The sequence below is a fragment of the Arthrobacter sp. CDRTa11 genome, from assembly GCF_026427775.1.
In the GTDB taxonomy this organism is placed as follows: Bacteria; Actinomycetota; Actinomycetes; order Actinomycetales; family Micrococcaceae; genus Arthrobacter.
Genome location: NZ_CP044532.1, coordinates 4,946,541 through 4,963,827, shown reverse-complemented (window position 1 = coordinate 4,963,827; position 17,287 = coordinate 4,946,541). Strand labels below are relative to the sequence as shown.

Annotated in this window: 15 protein-coding genes; 6 read left to right on the top strand and 9 right to left on the bottom strand. The window is 64.1% G+C overall.

Annotated features, from left to right (window positions below):
• Positions 1-45 precede the first annotated feature (45 nt).
• The 3 genes from F8G81_RS22630 to rraA form a co-directional block, all read right to left on the bottom strand.
• On the bottom strand, positions 46-1,485 hold the full coding sequence (locus F8G81_RS22630; RefSeq protein ID WP_267276856.1) for a sugar porter family MFS transporter: 1,440 nt from the start codon (positions 1,483-1,485) through the stop codon (positions 46-48).
• A gap of 228 nt (positions 1,486-1,713) precedes the next feature.
• Positions 1,714-3,375: an MDR family MFS transporter gene (locus F8G81_RS22625; protein ID WP_267276855.1), complete on the bottom strand. Its 1,662-nt coding sequence runs from the start codon at positions 3,373-3,375 to the stop codon at positions 1,714-1,716.
• Positions 3,376-3,472: 97 nt separating this feature from the next.
• Positions 3,473-3,970: a ribonuclease E activity regulator RraA gene (gene rraA / locus F8G81_RS22620; protein WP_267276854.1), complete on the bottom strand. Its 498-nt coding sequence runs from the start codon at positions 3,968-3,970 to the stop codon at positions 3,473-3,475.
• Positions 3,971-4,088: 118 nt separating this feature from the next.
• Between rraA and F8G81_RS22615 the strand changes: the two genes are divergently transcribed.
• The gene (locus tag F8G81_RS22615; protein ID WP_267276853.1) at positions 4,089-5,375 is read left to right on the top strand and encodes an MFS transporter; all 1,287 of its coding nucleotides are present in this window, start codon (positions 4,089-4,091) and stop codon (positions 5,373-5,375) included.
• Between the two features lie 346 nt (positions 5,376-5,721).
• Here F8G81_RS22615 and F8G81_RS22610 read toward each other — a convergent pair whose 3' ends face one another.
• Positions 5,722-7,551, bottom strand: a complete 1,830-nt coding sequence (locus F8G81_RS22610; RefSeq protein WP_267276852.1) for an FG-GAP repeat domain-containing protein — start codon at positions 7,549-7,551, stop codon at positions 5,722-5,724.
• Between the two features lie 75 nt (positions 7,552-7,626).
• A complete protein-coding gene (locus F8G81_RS22605) occupies positions 7,627-8,766 on the bottom strand; it encodes an FG-GAP repeat domain-containing protein (protein WP_267276851.1) in 1,140 nt (379 codons plus the stop codon).
• A gap of 593 nt (positions 8,767-9,359) precedes the next feature.
• Between F8G81_RS22605 and F8G81_RS22600 the strand changes: the two genes are divergently transcribed.
• The 4 genes from F8G81_RS22600 (at position 9,360) to F8G81_RS22585 (ending at position 13,085) form a co-directional block, all read left to right on the top strand.
• Positions 9,360-9,968 carry a TetR/AcrR family transcriptional regulator gene (locus F8G81_RS22600; protein ID WP_267276850.1) on the top strand — a complete coding sequence of 203 codons (609 nt, stop codon included), beginning with the start codon at positions 9,360-9,362 and terminating at the stop codon, positions 9,966-9,968.
• Positions 9,969-10,258: 290 nt separating this feature from the next.
• Positions 10,259-11,458, top strand: a complete 1,200-nt coding sequence (locus F8G81_RS22595; protein ID WP_267276849.1) for an NAD(P)-dependent malic enzyme — start codon at positions 10,259-10,261, stop codon at positions 11,456-11,458.
• 151 nt (positions 11,459-11,609) lie between these two features.
• Entirely contained in the window at positions 11,610-12,110 is a 501-nt protein-coding gene (locus F8G81_RS22590; protein WP_267276848.1) for a DUF456 domain-containing protein, read from the top strand.
• A gap of 9 nt (positions 12,111-12,119) precedes the next feature.
• Positions 12,120-13,085, top strand: coding sequence for a hypothetical protein (locus tag F8G81_RS22585; RefSeq protein WP_267276847.1), 966 nt, complete (start codon positions 12,120-12,122; stop codon positions 13,083-13,085).
• A 41-nt stretch (positions 13,086-13,126) separates the two neighbouring features.
• On the opposite strand, the gene F8G81_RS22580 is transcribed toward F8G81_RS22585, so the two are convergent.
• Entirely contained in the window at positions 13,127-13,765 is a 639-nt protein-coding gene (locus F8G81_RS22580; protein ID WP_267276846.1) for a LysE family translocator, read from the bottom strand.
• A 104-nt stretch (positions 13,766-13,869) separates the two neighbouring features.
• On the opposite strand from F8G81_RS22580, the gene F8G81_RS22575 reads away from it, so the two are divergent.
• Positions 13,870-14,325, top strand: coding sequence for an Lrp/AsnC family transcriptional regulator (locus F8G81_RS22575; RefSeq protein WP_267276845.1), 456 nt, complete (start codon positions 13,870-13,872; stop codon positions 14,323-14,325).
• A gap of 46 nt (positions 14,326-14,371) precedes the next feature.
• Here the strand turns inward: F8G81_RS22575 and F8G81_RS22570 are convergent, their stop codons facing one another.
• The 3 genes from F8G81_RS22570 to F8G81_RS22560 all read right to left on the bottom strand — a co-directional run bounded on the left by F8G81_RS22570 (position 14,372) and on the right by F8G81_RS22560 (position 17,069).
• Positions 14,372-15,013 (bottom strand): hypothetical protein, encoded by a 642-nt coding sequence (locus F8G81_RS22570; RefSeq protein WP_267276844.1) that lies wholly within the window; start codon positions 15,011-15,013, stop codon positions 14,372-14,374.
• On the bottom strand, positions 15,010-16,524 hold the full coding sequence (locus F8G81_RS22565; RefSeq protein ID WP_267276843.1) for a WXG100 family type VII secretion target: 1,515 nt from the start codon (positions 16,522-16,524) through the stop codon (positions 15,010-15,012). The genes F8G81_RS22570 and F8G81_RS22565 overlap by 4 nt, the downstream gene beginning before the upstream one ends.
• An 86-nt stretch (positions 16,525-16,610) precedes the next feature.
• Positions 16,611-17,069, bottom strand: coding sequence for an Lrp/AsnC family transcriptional regulator (locus tag F8G81_RS22560; RefSeq protein ID WP_267276842.1), 459 nt, complete (start codon positions 17,067-17,069; stop codon positions 16,611-16,613).
• Positions 17,070-17,287 lie beyond the last annotated feature (218 nt).

Sequence of the window (17,287 nt, the reverse complement as noted above, 5' to 3'; positions counted from 1 at the left end):
AGTTGGGAAACAGGGGCGGACAGGGGAGAGGGGCGGTGCAGTCACTTACGCCTTGACTGATCCCTTGGGCACAAACAGGGTCTCGGCCTGTTCCAGGGACATGCCGTTGGTTTCAGGCACCTTGAACATCACAAAGAAGAATGACGCCGCCGCGAACAGTGCGTACATGGCGTAGGTCAGCGGCAGGGAGGCGGCCGCCATCACGGGGAAGCTGAGCGTGATGGCGAAGTTGGCCACCCACTGCGCCGCCGCAGCCAGGCCAAGGGCGCGGGCGCGGATCCGGGATGGGAAGATCTCGCCCAGGAGTACCCACACCAGGGGTCCCCAGGAAGCTCCGAAGCTGACCACAAAGATGTTGGCGGCCACCAGGGCCACCGGTCCCCATGCGCCCGGCAGGGAGATGTCCGGGCCGGAACCCACCGCGGCGGAGAACGCCAGGGCCATGGTGCCGAGCGCGACGGCCATGCCAATCGAGCCGGCCAACAGGATGGGCCGGCGCCCGATGCGGTCCACCAGAGCGATGGCCACCAGGGTGACCAGGATATTGGTGATGGAGGTGGCCACGGAGATGGTCAGCGAGTCCTTCTCCTGGAAGCCAACCGCCTTCCACAGCGTGGTGGAGTAATAGAAGATCACGTTGATGCCCACGAACTGCTGCAGCACGGACAGGGTAATGCCCACCCAGACCACGGCCTGGAGGCCAAAGGTCCTGCCGCGGAGGGATCCCTTCTGGCCCGCCAGCTTGTCCTCTTCGATCGCATCCTGGATTTCGCGGATGTGCCTGTCGGTGTCTTCCGCCGGGGCGATGGAGTCGAAGACCTTGCGGGCTTCCTCGTCTTTGCCCTGGAAGACCAGGAAACGGGGGGACTCGGGGAGGGTGTAGGCGATCCAGCCGTAAACCACAGCAGGCACCGCCGCGGCCAGGAACATCCAGCGCCACGCTTCAATGCCCAGCCAGAACCCCTGGTCCGCTCCACCTGCGCTGGTGGCGAAGAGGGCGTCTGAGAGGAGCGCGGCGAAGATACCTGTGGTGATGGCCAGCTGCTGCAGCGAGGCCAGCCGGCCGCGCACCTGCCGTGGGGAAATCTCCGAGATGTAGGCGGGGGCGATGACCGAGGCCAGCCCGATGCCGAGTCCTCCCACCAGGCGCCAGAAGATCAGGTCCCAGACGCCGAAGGCAAAGCCTGTCCCGATGGCGCTGACCAGGAACAGCAGCGCGCCAAGCTTCATGGCGGGAATGCGGCCGTAACGGTCGGCAACCTTGCCGGCCAGGTAGGCGCCCGCCGCGCAGCCCAGCAGGGCAATGGCCACGGCGAAGCCGGTGACGGCCTCGGAGAGCGCAAACTCGTCCTTGATGGCGTCAACAGCGCCGTTGACCACCGACGAGTCGAAGCCGAAGAGGAAGCCGCCCACCGCGCCCGCCAGTGCCAGCCAGATCACCCGCTGAGGGATCTTGGCGGTTATCTGCTCCTTGGCGGTGGACATGGTACTCCCTGGGTTTGGGGTCGGGTGGCTGCGGTGCGGACGTCGTCGGCTGCGGTACCGGCCCAGACGCCGGCGCACACGCGCTACACAGTGTGGCACGTCACCGGCCACTGTTCCACTTGGGCCCCACCTGCCCCACAACGGAAGACGACGACGGCGTGATGCGCGCCGTCGTCGTCTTCAGCCCTATTTTCGTCTTCCGCGCTCGGCGTGGGCCAGTGAGTCGGGTCAGTGCGCTGGCACTGCCTCCGGCGCCTTCTGCGGCGCGGACTTCGGGTCCATCAGCTTCTTGTTCGGCAAGGCGAAGCTGATGAGGAAGGCGATCCCCGTGAGCACTGCCGCGGTGATCATCACGGTGTCGATCGCGTAGGCGAATCCCTCGGTGATGGGCCGGGTGAGCACGCTGTTGGCGGTGTGCAGCCAACTGGTGTCGTTGAGGGACTCGTTGGATGCGCCGTGCTGGAAGAACTCATAGAGCTTGGCGTTGGCGGGGTCGGCGGCCACGGCCGGGTCATTGAGCACGGCCTGGTAGTCGGCACTTCCCATGGCCGATTTCATGGTGTCGGCAATCCGGGCCGCGGCCAGGCTGAAGAGCATGGAGATGAACACCGCCGTGCCCACCGCGCCGCCCATCGAGCGGAAGAACGCGGCGGAGGAGGTTCCCACGCCCATGTCCTTCGCGGGGACCGAGACCTGCATGGCCAGGGTCAGCGGCTGCATGCAGAAGCCCAGTCCCATGCCAAAGAAGACGGCGATGAGACCCGGCACCCAGAGGCCGGTATCCACGCCGAGGGTCAGGCCCATGGCCAGGGCGGCGGCGGTCAGGATGGCCGTACCCATGATGGGGAAGATCCGGTAGGTGCCGGAGGCGGAAATGGTGCGGCCGGCTGTGATGGAGCCGGTGAGGATGCCTGCAGTGAAGGTGATCATCATCAGGCCGGCCTCCGTGGGGGTGAGCCCCTTGACCAGCTGCAGGTACATGGGAAGCATGGCGATGGCCCCGAACATGCCGACGCCGATGATGAAGTTCAGGAGCGAGGACAGGCCGAAGGTCAGGTTCTTGAACAGCCGGAGCGGAATCAGTGCGTAGTCTCCGGCACCCTTCTCGGCCAGCAGGAACCAGACGATCCCCACCACGCCCAGGCCGTAGCAGAGGAACGAGGTCAGGGACGTCCAGCCCCAGCTGCGGCCCTGCTCCGCGACGAGCAGGAGCGGCACGATGGCAAGGGTGATGGCCGCTGCGCCCCAGTAGTCGATCTTTTGCTTGACGTGCTTGGCCGGCAGGTGCAGGTAGAGGAACACCACGGCCAGGGCGGCCAGGCCGATCGGCAGGTTGATGAAGAACACCCAGCGCCAGCCGTCGAATCCCAGGATGTTCGCGGAGCCGGCGAAGGCGCCACCCACCACGGGGCCGAGGACAGAGGAGATGCCGAACACGGACATGAAGTAGCCCTGGAACTTGGCACGGTCCTTGAGGGAGACGATGTCGCCGATGATGGTCAGGGCGAGGGCCAGCAGGCCGCCGGCGCCCATGCCCTGGATGCCGCGGGCAATGGCCAGCTCTGTCATGGAGTGCACGGACCCGGCGTACAGCGAGCCTGCCAGGAAGATCACGATGGCGGCAAGGTACAGCGGGCGCCGGCCGAAGATGTCGCTCAGCTTGCCGTACAGCGGCGTGCTGACGGTGGAGGTGATGAGGTAGGCGGTGGTGGCCCACGCCTGGAGGGAGAGCCCGTCCAGGTCGTTGGCGATGGTGTAGATGGACGTGGACACGATGGTCTGGTCAAGCGATGACAGGAACATGCCAAGCATGAGCCCCACCATCACTGTGACTGTTTGCCGGTGCGTCAGGGTTTCTCCGGCGGCCCGCACTGCGGTGGCTTTGGACATGGCTGCTCCCAGGGAAAAAGAGGAATTGGTACTAATAGTTGCTTCCAGTAACTATGTTAGTTCCGTTTTTGTTCCCGCAGCCTGAATTTATTCCCGCTCAGCGCTCCACAAGGATGCCGTCGGGGTCGCACCAGACAGTGATACCGGGGCGGAAGGTCACGCCGTCGATCTCCACATCCACGTCAACCTCGCCGGCGCCGGCCTTGGCGCTCTTGCGCGGATTGCTGCCCAGCGCCTTGACCCCCAGGTCCAGCCGGGCAATGGCCTCACGGTCCCGAATGGCACCGTTGATCACCACACCGGCCCAGCCGTTCGCGACGGCGCTTTCGGCAATCATGTCGCCCATCAGGGCCGTGCCCAGCGATCCGCCGCCGTCCACCACCAGCACCGCGCCGTCGCCGGGAGTTGCCAGCGTCGACTTCACCAGGGCGTTGTCCTGGAAGCAGCGGATGGTCCTGACCGGGCCGCTGAAGTGTGAGCGGCCACCGAGGGACTGGAACTGCAGCGACACTGAGGCCAGGTCTTCGCCGCGCTCATCGTAGAGGTCTGCGGTGTTGACCGCCTGGGCTGGTTGGTTTCCTGCAGCTGTTGTCATGCGTTCTCCTGAGGTTTGCGCGCCGCTGGAAGGCAGTTTTGCCGTATGGCAAGCGGCGCGATGAAGCCCACGATAGTCTGATTTTCAGAATCACCAACTGTTCCAGGGGGAACCAGCCATGAGCCTGTCCAACACACCCGCACCGCCGGATCCCGGCGCCGCAGCGGACAGCACGACGGCGGCACTCGCCGAACCCACCCGGAAGGTCACCGCCCGCTGGGTCACCGGCCTGGTGCTGGTCAACGTTGGCATTAATGCGGCGTTCTTTGGACCCATCAACATCTTTATCGGCCAGCAGGCCATCGGCATTGACGAGGACAACAAGGAAGCCATCCTGTCCCTTGTGACAGCGTGCGGCGCTGCCGTGTCACTGGTGGCCAATCCGTTGTTTGGCGCCCTCTCTGACCGCACCACCTCCCGCTTTGGCCGCCGGTCGCCCTGGGTGCTGGCCGGTGCCATCCTGGGAACGGCCGCGCTCCTGGCACTGTCAGGGGCGACGACCGTAGCTCTGATGGTGCTCTTCTGGTGCCTGGTGCAGTTGGGGGCCAACGCGGCCTACGCCGCCATCACCGCTGCTGTCCCGGACCGTGTTCCGGTGCTTCAGCGCGGCGGTGTGGGCGGGCTGGCTGCCATGGGCCAGACGGTGGGAATCCTGATCGGCGCGGTGTTCGGCGCCGTCGTCAGTGGCAACTACATGGTGGGATACGCCCTGTGTGCTGCTGCGCTCATACTCTCTGTGCTGCCCTATCTGTTCCACCGGAACGATCCGCAACTGCCCAAGGGGGAGAAGGTTCCGTTCCGGCTGGGGGAGTTCGTCCGGAGCTTCTGGATCAGCCCTGCCCGCCACCCGGACTTCGCCTGGGCCTGGCTCACCCGCTTCCTGGTCAACGTCTGCAACCAGATGACCATCGTGTACCTGCTCTTCTTCCTCCGGGACGTCCTCAAGCATGAGGACCCGGCCCTGGGGGTCCTGACCCTGACTGGCATTTATGCGGTGATGGTGATGATCACCGCGGTGGTGGCGGGCCCGTGGAGCGACCGGCTGGGCCTGCGGAAGCCGTTTGTGATCGGGTCCTCCGGAATCATCGCCGCAGCGGGACTGACCATGGCCTTCTTCCCTGTCTGGACCGGCGCCCTCATAGGAGCCGGCATCCTGGGCGTCGGGTTCGGGGCATACCTCGCCGTCGACTTCGCCCTGCTCACCCAGGTACTGCCGCAGGCGGCGGACCGGGGCAAGGACATGGGTGTCATCAATGTGGCCAACTCGCTGCCGCAGGTGTTCGCGCCAGGCCTCGCATTCCTTGCCGTGACGTACTTCGGCGGGTACCTGACGCTGTTCATCACGGCCGCCTGCATCGGGCTGCTGGGCGCGGTCTTTGTGGTGAAGATCAAGGGCGTTGACTGACAGCCGCAGGCCCGAACGGCGGCCCATGGACAGCGTGTGCCCGGCGTTGATGGTGTCCGGGAAGTGCGCTCAAAATGTTTCAGCACTGGCTTCGTCAGTGATGCAGCAGGCGTCAGCGGGACCAGGGCGAAGGGTCAGGAGCGCGCAGAGCAGTGCCGCCGTCCCTCGCCACGCGTAGACCCCTTGCTGCCTTTCCGCTCAGAACACGCTTTACCGATGAACGGAAGTTCGCCGTTGCATCCCCTGAATTGCAGGCTTCTGCAGGGAGCCGATCGAGACCTCGGAGCTGACATTACAGCCGGCGTGTCCGTGTCCATGGGACGCTGTATGCCAAATTCAATCAGTCCTAAAAAACCGCCGTGAAGCCACCCCAGCCCCAGCCGACGACGGCGGATCCCTTCCAGCCGCAGGCGCCGTCGCCGTAGTACGCGAGTAGTTGCCCTGCCGAGTTGATGGCCCAGACATCGGGATGGCCGTCACCGTTGAAGTCCCCAGCGCTGCCGACCCGGCTCATGTTCTCCCAGCCCTGTCCTATGACCGCCGTGGTGGTCCAGCCTGCGCCGCCGTTGCCCCCGTAGAAATGGAGCAGACCTGACCGATCCCGGGACAGGATGTCTGCGTAGCCGTTTCCATCGAAGTCACCCGGCGAGAACACCGTGTCCATGGTCCCCCAGCCGGCGCCAATGACCTCCGGAGGATAAAAGCTCCCCTTGCCGTCGCCCGGATACATCGTGAGAAGCCCGTCCGCGGTTCGTCCGATAATGTCGTTTTTGCCGTCGCCGCTGAAGTCACCAGGGGCAACGAGGATGTCAAAAATGTTCCAGCCCCAGCCGATCTGTGCCGGGGGGAGCCAGCCTCCGGTTCCGTCACCGGGGTAGAGGAAGAGCTCGCCGGCGTCGTTGCGGGCAATGATGTCGTTGTGGAGATCGCCGTTGAAATCGCCGGCTTTCAGGATTGCGCTGAACCCCGTCCAGCCCCACCCGATGGCCCGCGGGTCATGCCAGCTGCCGTCGCCGCTGGTGGGATACATCCTCAGCTGCCCGGAACTGTCGCGGGTCATGAAGTCGGGAGTGCCGTCGTCATCGAAGCCGCTGGAGAAGTGGGAGTCGGATTTCAGCCACCACGTAGTCGATCCATGATTGCGGCGGGTGCTGGGTCCCTCCAGCAGAGTCTCGCCGACCATGACATCGAGCGACGCCGCAACCCACATTGGCCCGCCCCACTCGCTGGGGACCAGATCAGCGGGCATGATCCGGTACCACGGTCCGGACGGCCGATCAATCGGAGCAGATCCTGTCCAACGGAAGGCAGCCGCCACCTCCACGCCTTCCGGGGCGATCACAGAGCCTAGATCGAAGTCCGGGCGCAGGATGGACCCCACCGACATTTGGCCTAGCATAGGAATCTGTTCGCCACTCGTCACGGGCCCGACCGGGTCCGTCGTGAAGTCGACAGGGAAGAAGCCCGGCCTCGTCCAGGTGACCCGGACCCGGCACATCCGACCGAGGTCCCAATGGGCCAGCCTGATGGTATGCCACGAAAGCTCGAAAGGCCCGGGCTCGCTCCACCGGCCAAGGTCCACCCCCAGGGTGAAGCCCGACCGAGGAACGCCGATGATCGATGGCTCCGACAGCATCTCGTTGACCCGAAGGGCTTGGCCAGTCCCGTCCACGGCAAAGTCCAGCTCTGTGAAATCAGGAAACCATGAGTCGGGGTCCACGGGTTCGCCGTCGCCCGTTTGTGTGATTTCGCCGCTGCGGTCGTAGTGCACCGAACCGCCTGGGAAGGTGATCTCGATCCGCTGAAGCGTGTGCTCGCCGGCAAAGAAATCGCCATCCACGATTGTCGTAGCTGTGGCAGTTATCGGACCGGATTCAGAGTCTCCGTCCCACCACAGGCTCTGAGTGTTGACCGTGGATTCGTCTGTATAGAGGAACCTGACAGTCTGTGCACCTTCGCTCAACGAGAAGTCGGCGCTGGCCGTTTCGCCGACTGTCAGGATGGGGTCCGATGTCAATTGAACGCCGGTGAGGACTGGAGAGGCGGGTTCCGCCGCTGCAGGCGCCAGCGGGACCAGGGCGAAGGTGGTCAGAAGCGCGCAGAGCAGTGCCGCCGTCGTGCCTCTTACAGTGCCACGCGACGGTCCTTTGCGGAGCCGTACGCGGCCCTTGCGCATTGGAGGCCCTTTAACCGATGAACTGAAGTGCACCATTGAATCCCCCTGAATTGCTGGCAAAGGCCAGCAGGTCCCCTAGAAGACGGCAGTAAAGATCTGCCACCCCTGTCCTATGGCTTCATCTCCAGTCCAGCCACCTGCGCCGTTGCCGTAGTAGGCCAACAGGCGTCCGTCTGAACCGATGGCGAAAACGTCATTGGTTGCATCGCCGTTGAAGTCTCCGGCGCCGCCAATAATGTTCATGACATCCCACCCTTGGCCGATGGTGCTGACCTCGCCCCAACCGCCAGTCCCGTCCGTGTTGTACAGATGCAGTGCCCCGCTTCCGTCGCGGGCAGCCAGGTCCACGGTGCCGTTGCCGTCGAAATCGCCTGTGGCGAGAATGGCGTCCATCACGCCCCAGCCACTGCCCACCACTGACGGCTGCAGCCAGCCGCCGGCTCCGTCTCCGGGATACAAATAGAGTGTTCCGTCAAAGCTGGCGGCAAGGACATCATTGGTGCCATCGCCGTTGAAGTCTCCCGGGCTGAATATTGATTCGAAGATGTTCCAGCCGCTGCCGATCTGCTTCCCTGGAAACATCCCGCCGTCGCCCGTTCCGCCGTACAGGAACAGCCGGCCGGAACTGTCGCGGGCCAGAACGTCATTGTTGCCGTCAGCGTCAAAGTCGCCGGGGGAGAGGAGCTGGTTGAAAATGTTCCAGCCCCATCCGACAGTCCGGGGGGCTTCCCAGGCGCCGTTCACTTTTGAGTACAGGTTCAGCGTGCCGCTGGACGTACAGGCCAGGAGCTCAGATGCGCCGCGCCCCGTGTATCCGTTGACGCGGTTGGAGGCTGCTATGGGCGGCGTTGGCCCGCTGTGGACGGCCATAGGTTCGCAGGGGTAGTTGCTGGCCACATGTGCCTCGATCTGGCTGCCACGGTCCTCTTCGCTCAGATGGTAAAACCACCACGTGCCGTGACTTGGCATGATCTCACCGTCGCGGGTCCAATAGATGCGGTAGTCCGGACCGGCCGCTGCTCCACAGCCGCGGTATGACGTAGGATCGATCTCCACTGTCAGGGTTGATCCGACGAAGGGCTGCCCGCTGATCACGGGATTGTCCGGGTCATTATTCGCGTTGGCCGCCCCGGAAATGGCGAAAGCAGCAGCCATTGCCACGGCTACGCTGGCCCCCAGGCGCGCTGCCCACTTGGCACGTTTGATGATGCTCATTCTGAGACCTCATTTTCAGTTTTGAAAAATAGCTGCAGCCGTTGGTGGTATTGACTCCAGCGGCTCCCGAAGCGAGTGCACTCCAGCCTGCGCCCGCATCCAGGGATTTGGCCCACCAGCCCTTGAAGTTCCCCAGAGTAAGGAACCGGTGTTCCGTACGGCCCTTGTATTACTGGGGCCAGCCATCAAGTCCCCCGACATCATGACATCCATATCGTCTCACCCCAACGATCCAACGGGCTAGCCATGTCTTATTCCGCACGCAGTAAGACAGCTGGCCGCAAGACATCCTGGCCGGGGTAAACACGAATCCGGGGACCCAAGGCTGGCCGGCGGGTTGGCCAGGAAAATTGGGGCCGGCACCAGAAGTGCCGGCTGGATTCACCGGTTCAGGGAGGCCGAAGACGGCCGAGTCCACCGGTGTCCGCTCCGTAGCTGCCGGCCTCCCGGGCGCTCCCTCTGAAGGGACAAATCAAAGGAATGGACAAATTACGCCACGAAAGTGTGGCGTATAGTTGGACCGGATTTGCAGGTGGCATTGGATGGGGATGCTCCTGGCCGCAGCACCATAAAACACAACCTCCGGAAACCTGATGCCCGAGACCCTTTCAGACCATCCGCCCATGGCCGCGAGGCCCTCTGCTCCACGTCAGCAGTTACGCTATGCCCGAATCCTGGAGGCCGCCGCAGGGTGGGCGCGTAAAGGCCTGGACTCTGTGGATATGGCCGAGGTTGCGGCCAGGGCCGACGTGCCGCTGGGCACCCTGTACCGCTACTTTCCCACTCCGACACATCTGATGCTTGCGCTGTATCGCCACCAATTGGAGGAGCTGCAGGGCGCCGCACGGAATGCGAGCCCGCGCTTCCGCAGCCGAGCCCTCGCTGGGGTGGTGATGGAGATCTTCCACATGAGGGTGATGCAGCCCGCCGTCGAGCAGTGCCTCACCAGGGGCGCATACATCACGGGAAGGGACACCACTGCGCTGCTGCGTGAAATCGACGTCCTGGGTGAGAAGGCGCTGGCACCGGTATGCGGCGATCCGGCCGTGGCAAGGGTCCTGCTGCTGACCGTCACTGGTCTGGTCCAGTCGGTCCGAAACAGGCGCCTCTCGCTTTTTGAGGCGGAAGAGGACCTGAAGAAGGCCTGCAGCCTCTTCGATCAGGCCTCCGACGAAGGCTATTCACTGCACCATTCCGCCTGAGTGGTCTAGACCAATCCTGTATTAAATACGTCTTATTACCGTGATCCGGATCACTAAATGAAGTGAAAAATCGTTTCTTCTGCGCTTCCGAGGCCCGGACTGCCAGTTGACGGCTTCCGTTCTGTTTACCATTGCAGAACCGGAGTGGCTGGCAACCCGCCCTGCAAGGGCTTCACACCGGGCCCGACACCCCTGGGCCCTGCGAAGCGCCGACTTGCTCCGCCTTGAGCCTCCCTGTGCTTGAGCCATTATGCGCCGTGCGCCCACGGCTAGCCCCAGGAGACAAAGACGTGTCCATTGACGCAATTGCACCCATCGACAACTCCGCAGCAACGGCCCTGACCGAAGCCGAGATCTTCGACGCCCACCAGGGCGGCAAGCTCTCGATCTCCAGCACCGTCCCGCTGTCAAACAAGCGCGACCTGTCCATCGCCTACACCCCTGGTGTGGCCGAAGTCAGCCGTGCCATCCACAACAAGCCCGAGCTTGCACGCACACTCACCTGGGCCCAGCGCCTGGTGGTAGTGGTCAGCGATGGCACTGCCGTACTGGGCCTGGGCGACATCGGACCCAGCGCTTCGCTTCCAGTGATGGAGGGAAAGTCAGCCCTCTTCAAGACCTTCGGCGACCTTGATTCCATCCCGCTGGTCCTTAACACCACCGACGTGGACGAGATCGTGGAGACCCTGGTCCGGCTGCGCCCCAGCTTCGGCGCCGTGAACCTCGAGGACATTTCCGCGCCGCGCTGCTTCGAGCTGGAAGAGAAGCTCATTGAGGCGCTTGACTGCCCGGTCATGCATGATGACCAGCACGGCACCGCCGTGGTGGCGCTGGCAGCCCTGACCAACGCAGCAAAGGTCACCGGCCGCGACCTGGCCGGCCTTCGCGTAGTGGTTTCCGGTGCCGGGGCAGCGGGCATCGCAGTGGCAGAAATCCTCCTCACCGCCGGCATCCAGGATGTGGTTCTGCTGGATTCGCGCGGTGTCATCAACAGCGAGCGTGCCGACATTGCCGCCGGCCCGGATAGCAAGAAGGCCCAGATGGCACAGCGCAGCAACCCGCGTGGCGTCAGCGGCGGCCCGGGTGAGGCCCTCCTCGGCGCGGACGTTTTCATCGGCGTTTCCTCCTCGAAGCTGGATGAAGAGCACCTGAAGCTGATGAACAGCGACTCCATCGTGTTCGCCCTCTCCAACCCGGACCCCGAAGTCCTTCCGGAGGTTGCCTCCAAGTACGCCGCAGTAGTGGCCACCGGCCGCAGCGATTTCCCGAACCAGATCAACAATGTCCTCGCGTTCCCCGGGATCTTCCGCGGCGCCTTGGACGCCGGAGCGCGCCGCATCACGCCGGCCATGAAGCTTGCGGCAGCCCGCGCCATCGCAGAGCTGGCGGAGGCTGACCTCTCGGCAGAGTACATCGTGCCCAGCCCGCTGGACCCGCGCGTCGCTCCCGCCGTCACTGCCGCTGTCGCCGCAGCGGTGGAAGCGGAGTAGCAAACAGCGACTGCCTGTAGCAGGCCAAAACGTTCGACGGCGGTGCCTCCCGTGTAGGGGAGGCGCCGCCGTCGAGGGTTAACCGGCAACCTGCACGCTGGGAAACCAACCAGGAAGGGGTTCGCCCGGCTGCCGCCCTACACTTGGGGTCATGAACTCCGAAACGGTGGTGACAGTCCTGTGTGGCCTGGCGATCCTGGTGGGCGTGGCCGGCACCGTTATCCCGGTCCTTCCCGGCAGCATCCTGATCGGGGCGAGCCTGCTGGCGTGGGCTATCTGGGGCGGGGCCGGAACAGCCGGCTGGGTGGTTTTGGCGGTGGGGCTGCCGCTCGTTCTGGCGGGAATGGTGGCAAGCGCGGTGCTGACCGGCCGCAAACTGAGGGAGCACCGGATTCCCAACCGAAGCGTGCTGATCGGTCTGGCTGCCGGCGTCGCGGGCATGTTCATCATTCCGCTGGTTGGGCTCTTTGTCGGTTTTGCCACCGGGCTCCTGCTCAGTGAGTTCCACCGCACCAGGAGCATCGGTACCGCAACGTCAACCAGCTGGGCCGCGCTGAAGGCAACCGGACTGGGCATACTGGTGGAGTTTGGCCTGGCGTGCCTGGCGGCAAGCACCTGGGTCATCGGCCTGTGGGTCTCGCTGGCGACGTAGCATGGAGAAATGACCTCGGGGGATGCTGCACTACCAATTTATCGGGACACCCGGGACCTGACGCCGTTCGGGCACGTCCACCTCCGGACGCCGGTGCGGGAACTGGCCGACGGCGTGGGCGGGCTGATCCACGGAGTGCTGGGCGGCCGCGACCCGGCGTTGATTTCGGTGGACGGGGACGTCCCCAGGCTCAAGAGGATGCCGAGCAAGGCGGCCAAGGCCGTCCATACTGCCATCTTCGGCAGCAAGGAACCGGAACGGCTGATTACCGTGGCCCGCACCTATCCCGGGTGGGCAGGCCTCTGCTACATGATGGCCGGGTTGCTGGAGTACAAGCACGGCGGCTACCTGCGTGCCTCTGAGCTCCTTCAGCGCGGCCTGTCCACCAGGAACGACGACGACGCGAACCAGTACGCCGCCGCCTACCTGATGCGCGTGGTCACCAGGGTGGAAGTGGCCGAACGCATCGAAGTTCCCGTGCTCTTCAGCGAGGAGTCGGTGTTCCTGGCGCTCTCGCATTCCCTGCGGGAAACGGGCCAGCTGGAGGCCGCGCTGCAGACTGTGGCCAGGCTGCCGCCGTCGTTGCCCTCCGCGCTGGCGCGCTGTTCACTGGCCTTCGCCCTTGGATGGGACAAGGAAGTGGTGGTCTGGACAGAAGGCCTGCTCAACTCTGATGATCTGTCCGCTGCGTTGCTGTTGCTCAGGGCGCGCTCGCTCCGGCGGCTCGGTGCCCGCGCGAAGGCCCACGAAACGTTGAAGGAGGTCCTCCGCCGCCGTAAAACGGACCTGGCTTTGCGTAATGACGCCCTGACCGACCGCGCCCTGCTCCTGCTGGACAACGGCCGAAAGACCCTCAACCCCCGGGACTGGCTTCGCGGCAGGCCGGCGGAGCTTGAAACATTCGAGGTCATCCGAAAGGACGTCGAGGAGCGCAGGCTCTGGGAACAGGACTGGAAGCAGTCCGGCGGCGACTGAGGCGGGAGTAAGCCTGCCCGGTCAGGACAGGCGCACGTTCCTCAGGACAGGAACAGCGGGACCGCCTGCTCGGACAGGAGCACCAGGCCCAGTCCCACCATGATGATGCCGCTGGCCAGTGTGACCTTCCGCGCAGCCCCGGGGCGGGACTGGAGGAGCTTGCGGGCCAGGAGCGCCACGCAGGTGTAGACGATTGCCGCGAGCAGCACAAACGTCAGGCCCAGCAGGCCGGACTGCACCGGAACGGGGAGGGGCGCCTCCGGGCTCACAAATTGGGGCACCAAAGCCACGTAGAACAGCAGGCCCTTGGGGTTGATGCCACTGGTGCCCATCCCCTGGAAAAAGGTGCGGACCTGGTTGGCGGCCATCCCGGCGTCGGATGCTGTGCTGAACGAGGCTCCGCGCCAGGAGCGCAGGGTGCTGACCCCGAGCCACAAAAGATACGCGGCACCAGCCAGGGTGAGCCAGCTGAGGACGCCGGGCATGCCCGTCAGCAGCGCGGCCAGGCCGACTACCATCAGCACCGTATGTAGGACGTAACCGCCGCACAGCCCAGCCACCGCGGGAACAAAACTGCGCTGGCGCAGGCCGGCCGTGATGGAGTAGGCCCAATCCACACCGGGAGTGCAGGCGAGGGCGGCGGCCACCAGCACAAAGGCGAAAAACAGCTGGGCATTCATGGGGGACTCCTGTCAGATGGCTACAGGACAAACCCTAGTAATTTCACTGCCAGAAGTGCTCGCCTTTTTCGCGCGAAAACCGACGGTCTGGGTAAGATAATTGCGTGATAGACCACATTGACAGAAATATTTTGCGCCACCTTAAAGAGGATGGCCGGATGACCGCAACCGCGCTCGCCGCCAAGGTGGGCCTCACTGTGGCACCCTGCCATCGCCGGCTGCGTGACCTGGAGACGTCAGGAGTGATCCGCGGCTACAAGGCGGACATTGATCCCGCCGCTGTGGGGCTGGGGTTCGAGGCCATCGTCTTTGTGACCCTGCGCCAGGTGGACCGGCCCACGATGGAGATCTTCGAGAACCGTGTGGCGGACAATCCCAACATCGTGGAGGCCCAGCGGCTGTTCGGCTCGCCTGACTACCTGCTCAAGGTCATTGCCGAGGACCTGCCGGCCTACCAGCGCTTCTACGATGCCGAACTGACGTCACTGCCCGGGGTTGAGAGGCTCACCTCAACCCTGGTGATGAAAAACCTCAAGTCCAACGCGGGCCCGCCGGTATAGCGCTTCTATTCGTTGAGTGGTTTCGCTGGGTATTTCGCTCGGTTTCCTACGCGGCCGGCCTGACGTGGACGATGATCACCTGGGTGGACTTGCCGCCGTCGTACCGCAGGTCGTAATTTACGTCCAGCCCCGTTGACCTGCCGGAGGTGATGGAGAAGTCGCTCTTGGTGCCCGGATCCTCCCGGGTACTGCTGATCCAGCGTTCGGCGGAGGCGGAATCGATGCCGTAACGGGCCACGCCGTCCCGGATGAGGTCAAAATACTCCTCCGGTGAATCGGCGGTCAGGAAGTAGGTGACTTCGGTGAAGTCCTGCCGCTTGGTGGTGGTATTGAACCGGATCCGGTCAGTGTCAGCGCTGATCTCGCCGCTGGGGCCAACGATGGTGAGGCTGATCTTTCCTGAATCCTTGGTATTGATTTCGGGTCCGTAGCTGTCGTCGGTGACCCGCACGGCAGTCTTTTCCAGCCGCCCTGAGCTCATGTCCAGCCGGGCAGCCTTGGACGTGCGGATCTGCTCCACTCCGGCAGCGTCCAGCGTAGAGAATTCCGAGGTGCTCATGGTGCTCCCTTGAGAGGTTGGTTCGGTGGTGGTCCCGCTGGCCTGGCAGCCGGTCAGAGCGAGGCTGCCTGCCGCTGCAATGAGGACAGCTGCAGCGGCGTGCCGCCGGAAATGGCGGGTGGCTGTCACTGGTGAACCTCCGCGCTAAAGCCATCCAGGAAGCGGTCCATGATGCCGGGGATGTTGTTGGTGGGGCGGTGTTGCTCCACCCGGTCGTTGAAGTCCGAACCGATGATTTGGCCGGCGCGCGCCGGATCATCGGCCAGGAGGTTCTGATAGGCAGGCAGGGTGTCCTGCCTGATGAGTTCCCACCGCTGGTTTGCATCCGCGATATTGCCGTCAGGGAAGCCTGTGGTGAAGTCCGTACGGAATTGGGCGGGGTTGTCCCAGTTGGTGAAGGGTATGTTTTCCGGCCCTGGGCTTTCCACGTCGAACGTGTAGGGGAACACCTCGGCGTAGCTCTTAGCGCCGGGGATGGAGGGCTCTCCGGCAAGCGTCACCATGTACGTCACGGCTTCCCCGCCAGGATGGTTGCGCATGTTGTCGTAGTCGTCCGCGATGATCTCGTTTTGTTCCCGGAAGAGCAACGCCGTGTTGCCCTCCTTGACCAGTTCGGGGTCCCCGGAAGCAATTTTGGCCCATTCCTGGGCGGTGCCGGGGTCTATTGCGCCCGAATCGCGCAACCGGTTGATCTCGTCCATTCCCCCGGTCATGTAGGCCTGATGCTGGCGGGCCTGGTCCAGGAAGATCTCCTTGTTCATATCCAGCATGCTGGTTTCGTAGTAGCGGATTTCCTGGTCGGTCATCCCCGCCAGTTGTTCAATCTGGTCCAGGACGGGCAGCGGGATGTCCGACGCCGGATTGTCCGAAATCTGTTGGGCGAGCTCCCGAAGCATGGCCATGTCCTTGAACCCGCCCGCGAATGACGGACCGATCATGTTGGCCATTCCGGCCCACTGCAGGTCAGGGTTGGAGAGGTAGGCCTGGCCGTAGAAATCGTAGACCTTGCTGATGGTCTCCCAGTTGTGCTCCGTGCCCTTGGACGTGTCCCAATCGGAGAGGTCGATGCCCATGTCGAGCATTGCCCGCTGGTTCCAGTACGAGCTCAGGAAGTCACCGTACACCTTGGAGTTTTTATCGATCAGGCCCGAATCCGCGGCGGCGTCCATGGCAGTTTTGGCTGCTTCAGGGTTATCCAGGGCCCATTGCTTGAACTCAGCGCTCTTGAGGTAGTCCGCGCGTTCTTCAGCGGTCATGCCGGTCAGGGTGTCGGTCAGATCCTGGGCTGTGCCCTCCCCGGCCCCACTGTTGCTTCCGTTGCCTGCACCGCCGCCGGAACCGCCTGCACCGCTGCCGTTGCCTGTCCCGCCGCTGGTGCTTGCCTTGTCCTGCTCATCAGCGTTGGCGAGCAGCGCCCTGGATGCCAGCTCCAGCCCCGCGGATGCAGACTTTAGTACCTTCAGGTGTCCGGAGTTCCAGTCGCTGCGGAACCTGTCGCCGTCGTGCCCTTTCCAGGGGCTGTTAGTGACGGAGCCGTTGAGTTGCTGGCCCAGCAGGTCCAGCCGGCTGGCGCCGCTGGCCAACTCCTTGGCGAGCTGCCGAAGCGCCGGCACGTCAGCGCCGTAGAATGTTCCCGCCATGTTGCCCCCTGTGTGGATTCCCGTGACAGCCTAGCCGCGTTGAGCTGGTGTCCGCGATGGGGAGAGCTCCCCGTGCCAGCCGGAACTCAGCCCTTCAGCAGTCCGGTGGTCCGGTAAGGGATGACTTCGCGCAGGAACATGCTGGTGGACGTCCGCACGATTCCGGGGCAGAGCCGGATTTCCTCGGAGACGCGGTAGAGGTCATCGGGGCTGGTGGCCACCACGCGAATCAGCAGGTCGGTGTCGCCGGCCGGGGCATGGCACTCCAGGACCTCGGGGATCTCGCGAAGCGCGGCGATGGCTTCGTTGAGGTGGCTCTGGTCCAGCTCAGCGCTGACGGCTGCGGCCACACCGCGGCCCAACGCTGCAGGAAGCACGCGGCTGCTGTTGGGGCGCAGGGCTCCCGACGCCGTCATCCGCTCCAGGCGCGACTGCACAGTCCCGCGGGCCAGGCCCAGCTTTTGGGCAAGCACCATGATGGGTACCCGGGGATCCTCATCCAGGGCCTTGAGGATCCGCCGGTCCGTTGCGTCCAGTTCCTGCAATCTGATCAGTTCCTGCCGGTCACCCCGGCAGGTATTGGTCGGATTGATCAATCAAAGCTCTGCCGGTTGTGCCAACTGTAGGGTGCCTGCTCAAATAATGGCAAGAAGGGCTAAAGGCTACCGCCGCAACCCGCAGGCTACAGGCACCCCGGCACACCACCCGGTCCCTGGACTTCGCTTCCCGCAAGGAGGCCGCCGCTGATTGACACTTGTTCACA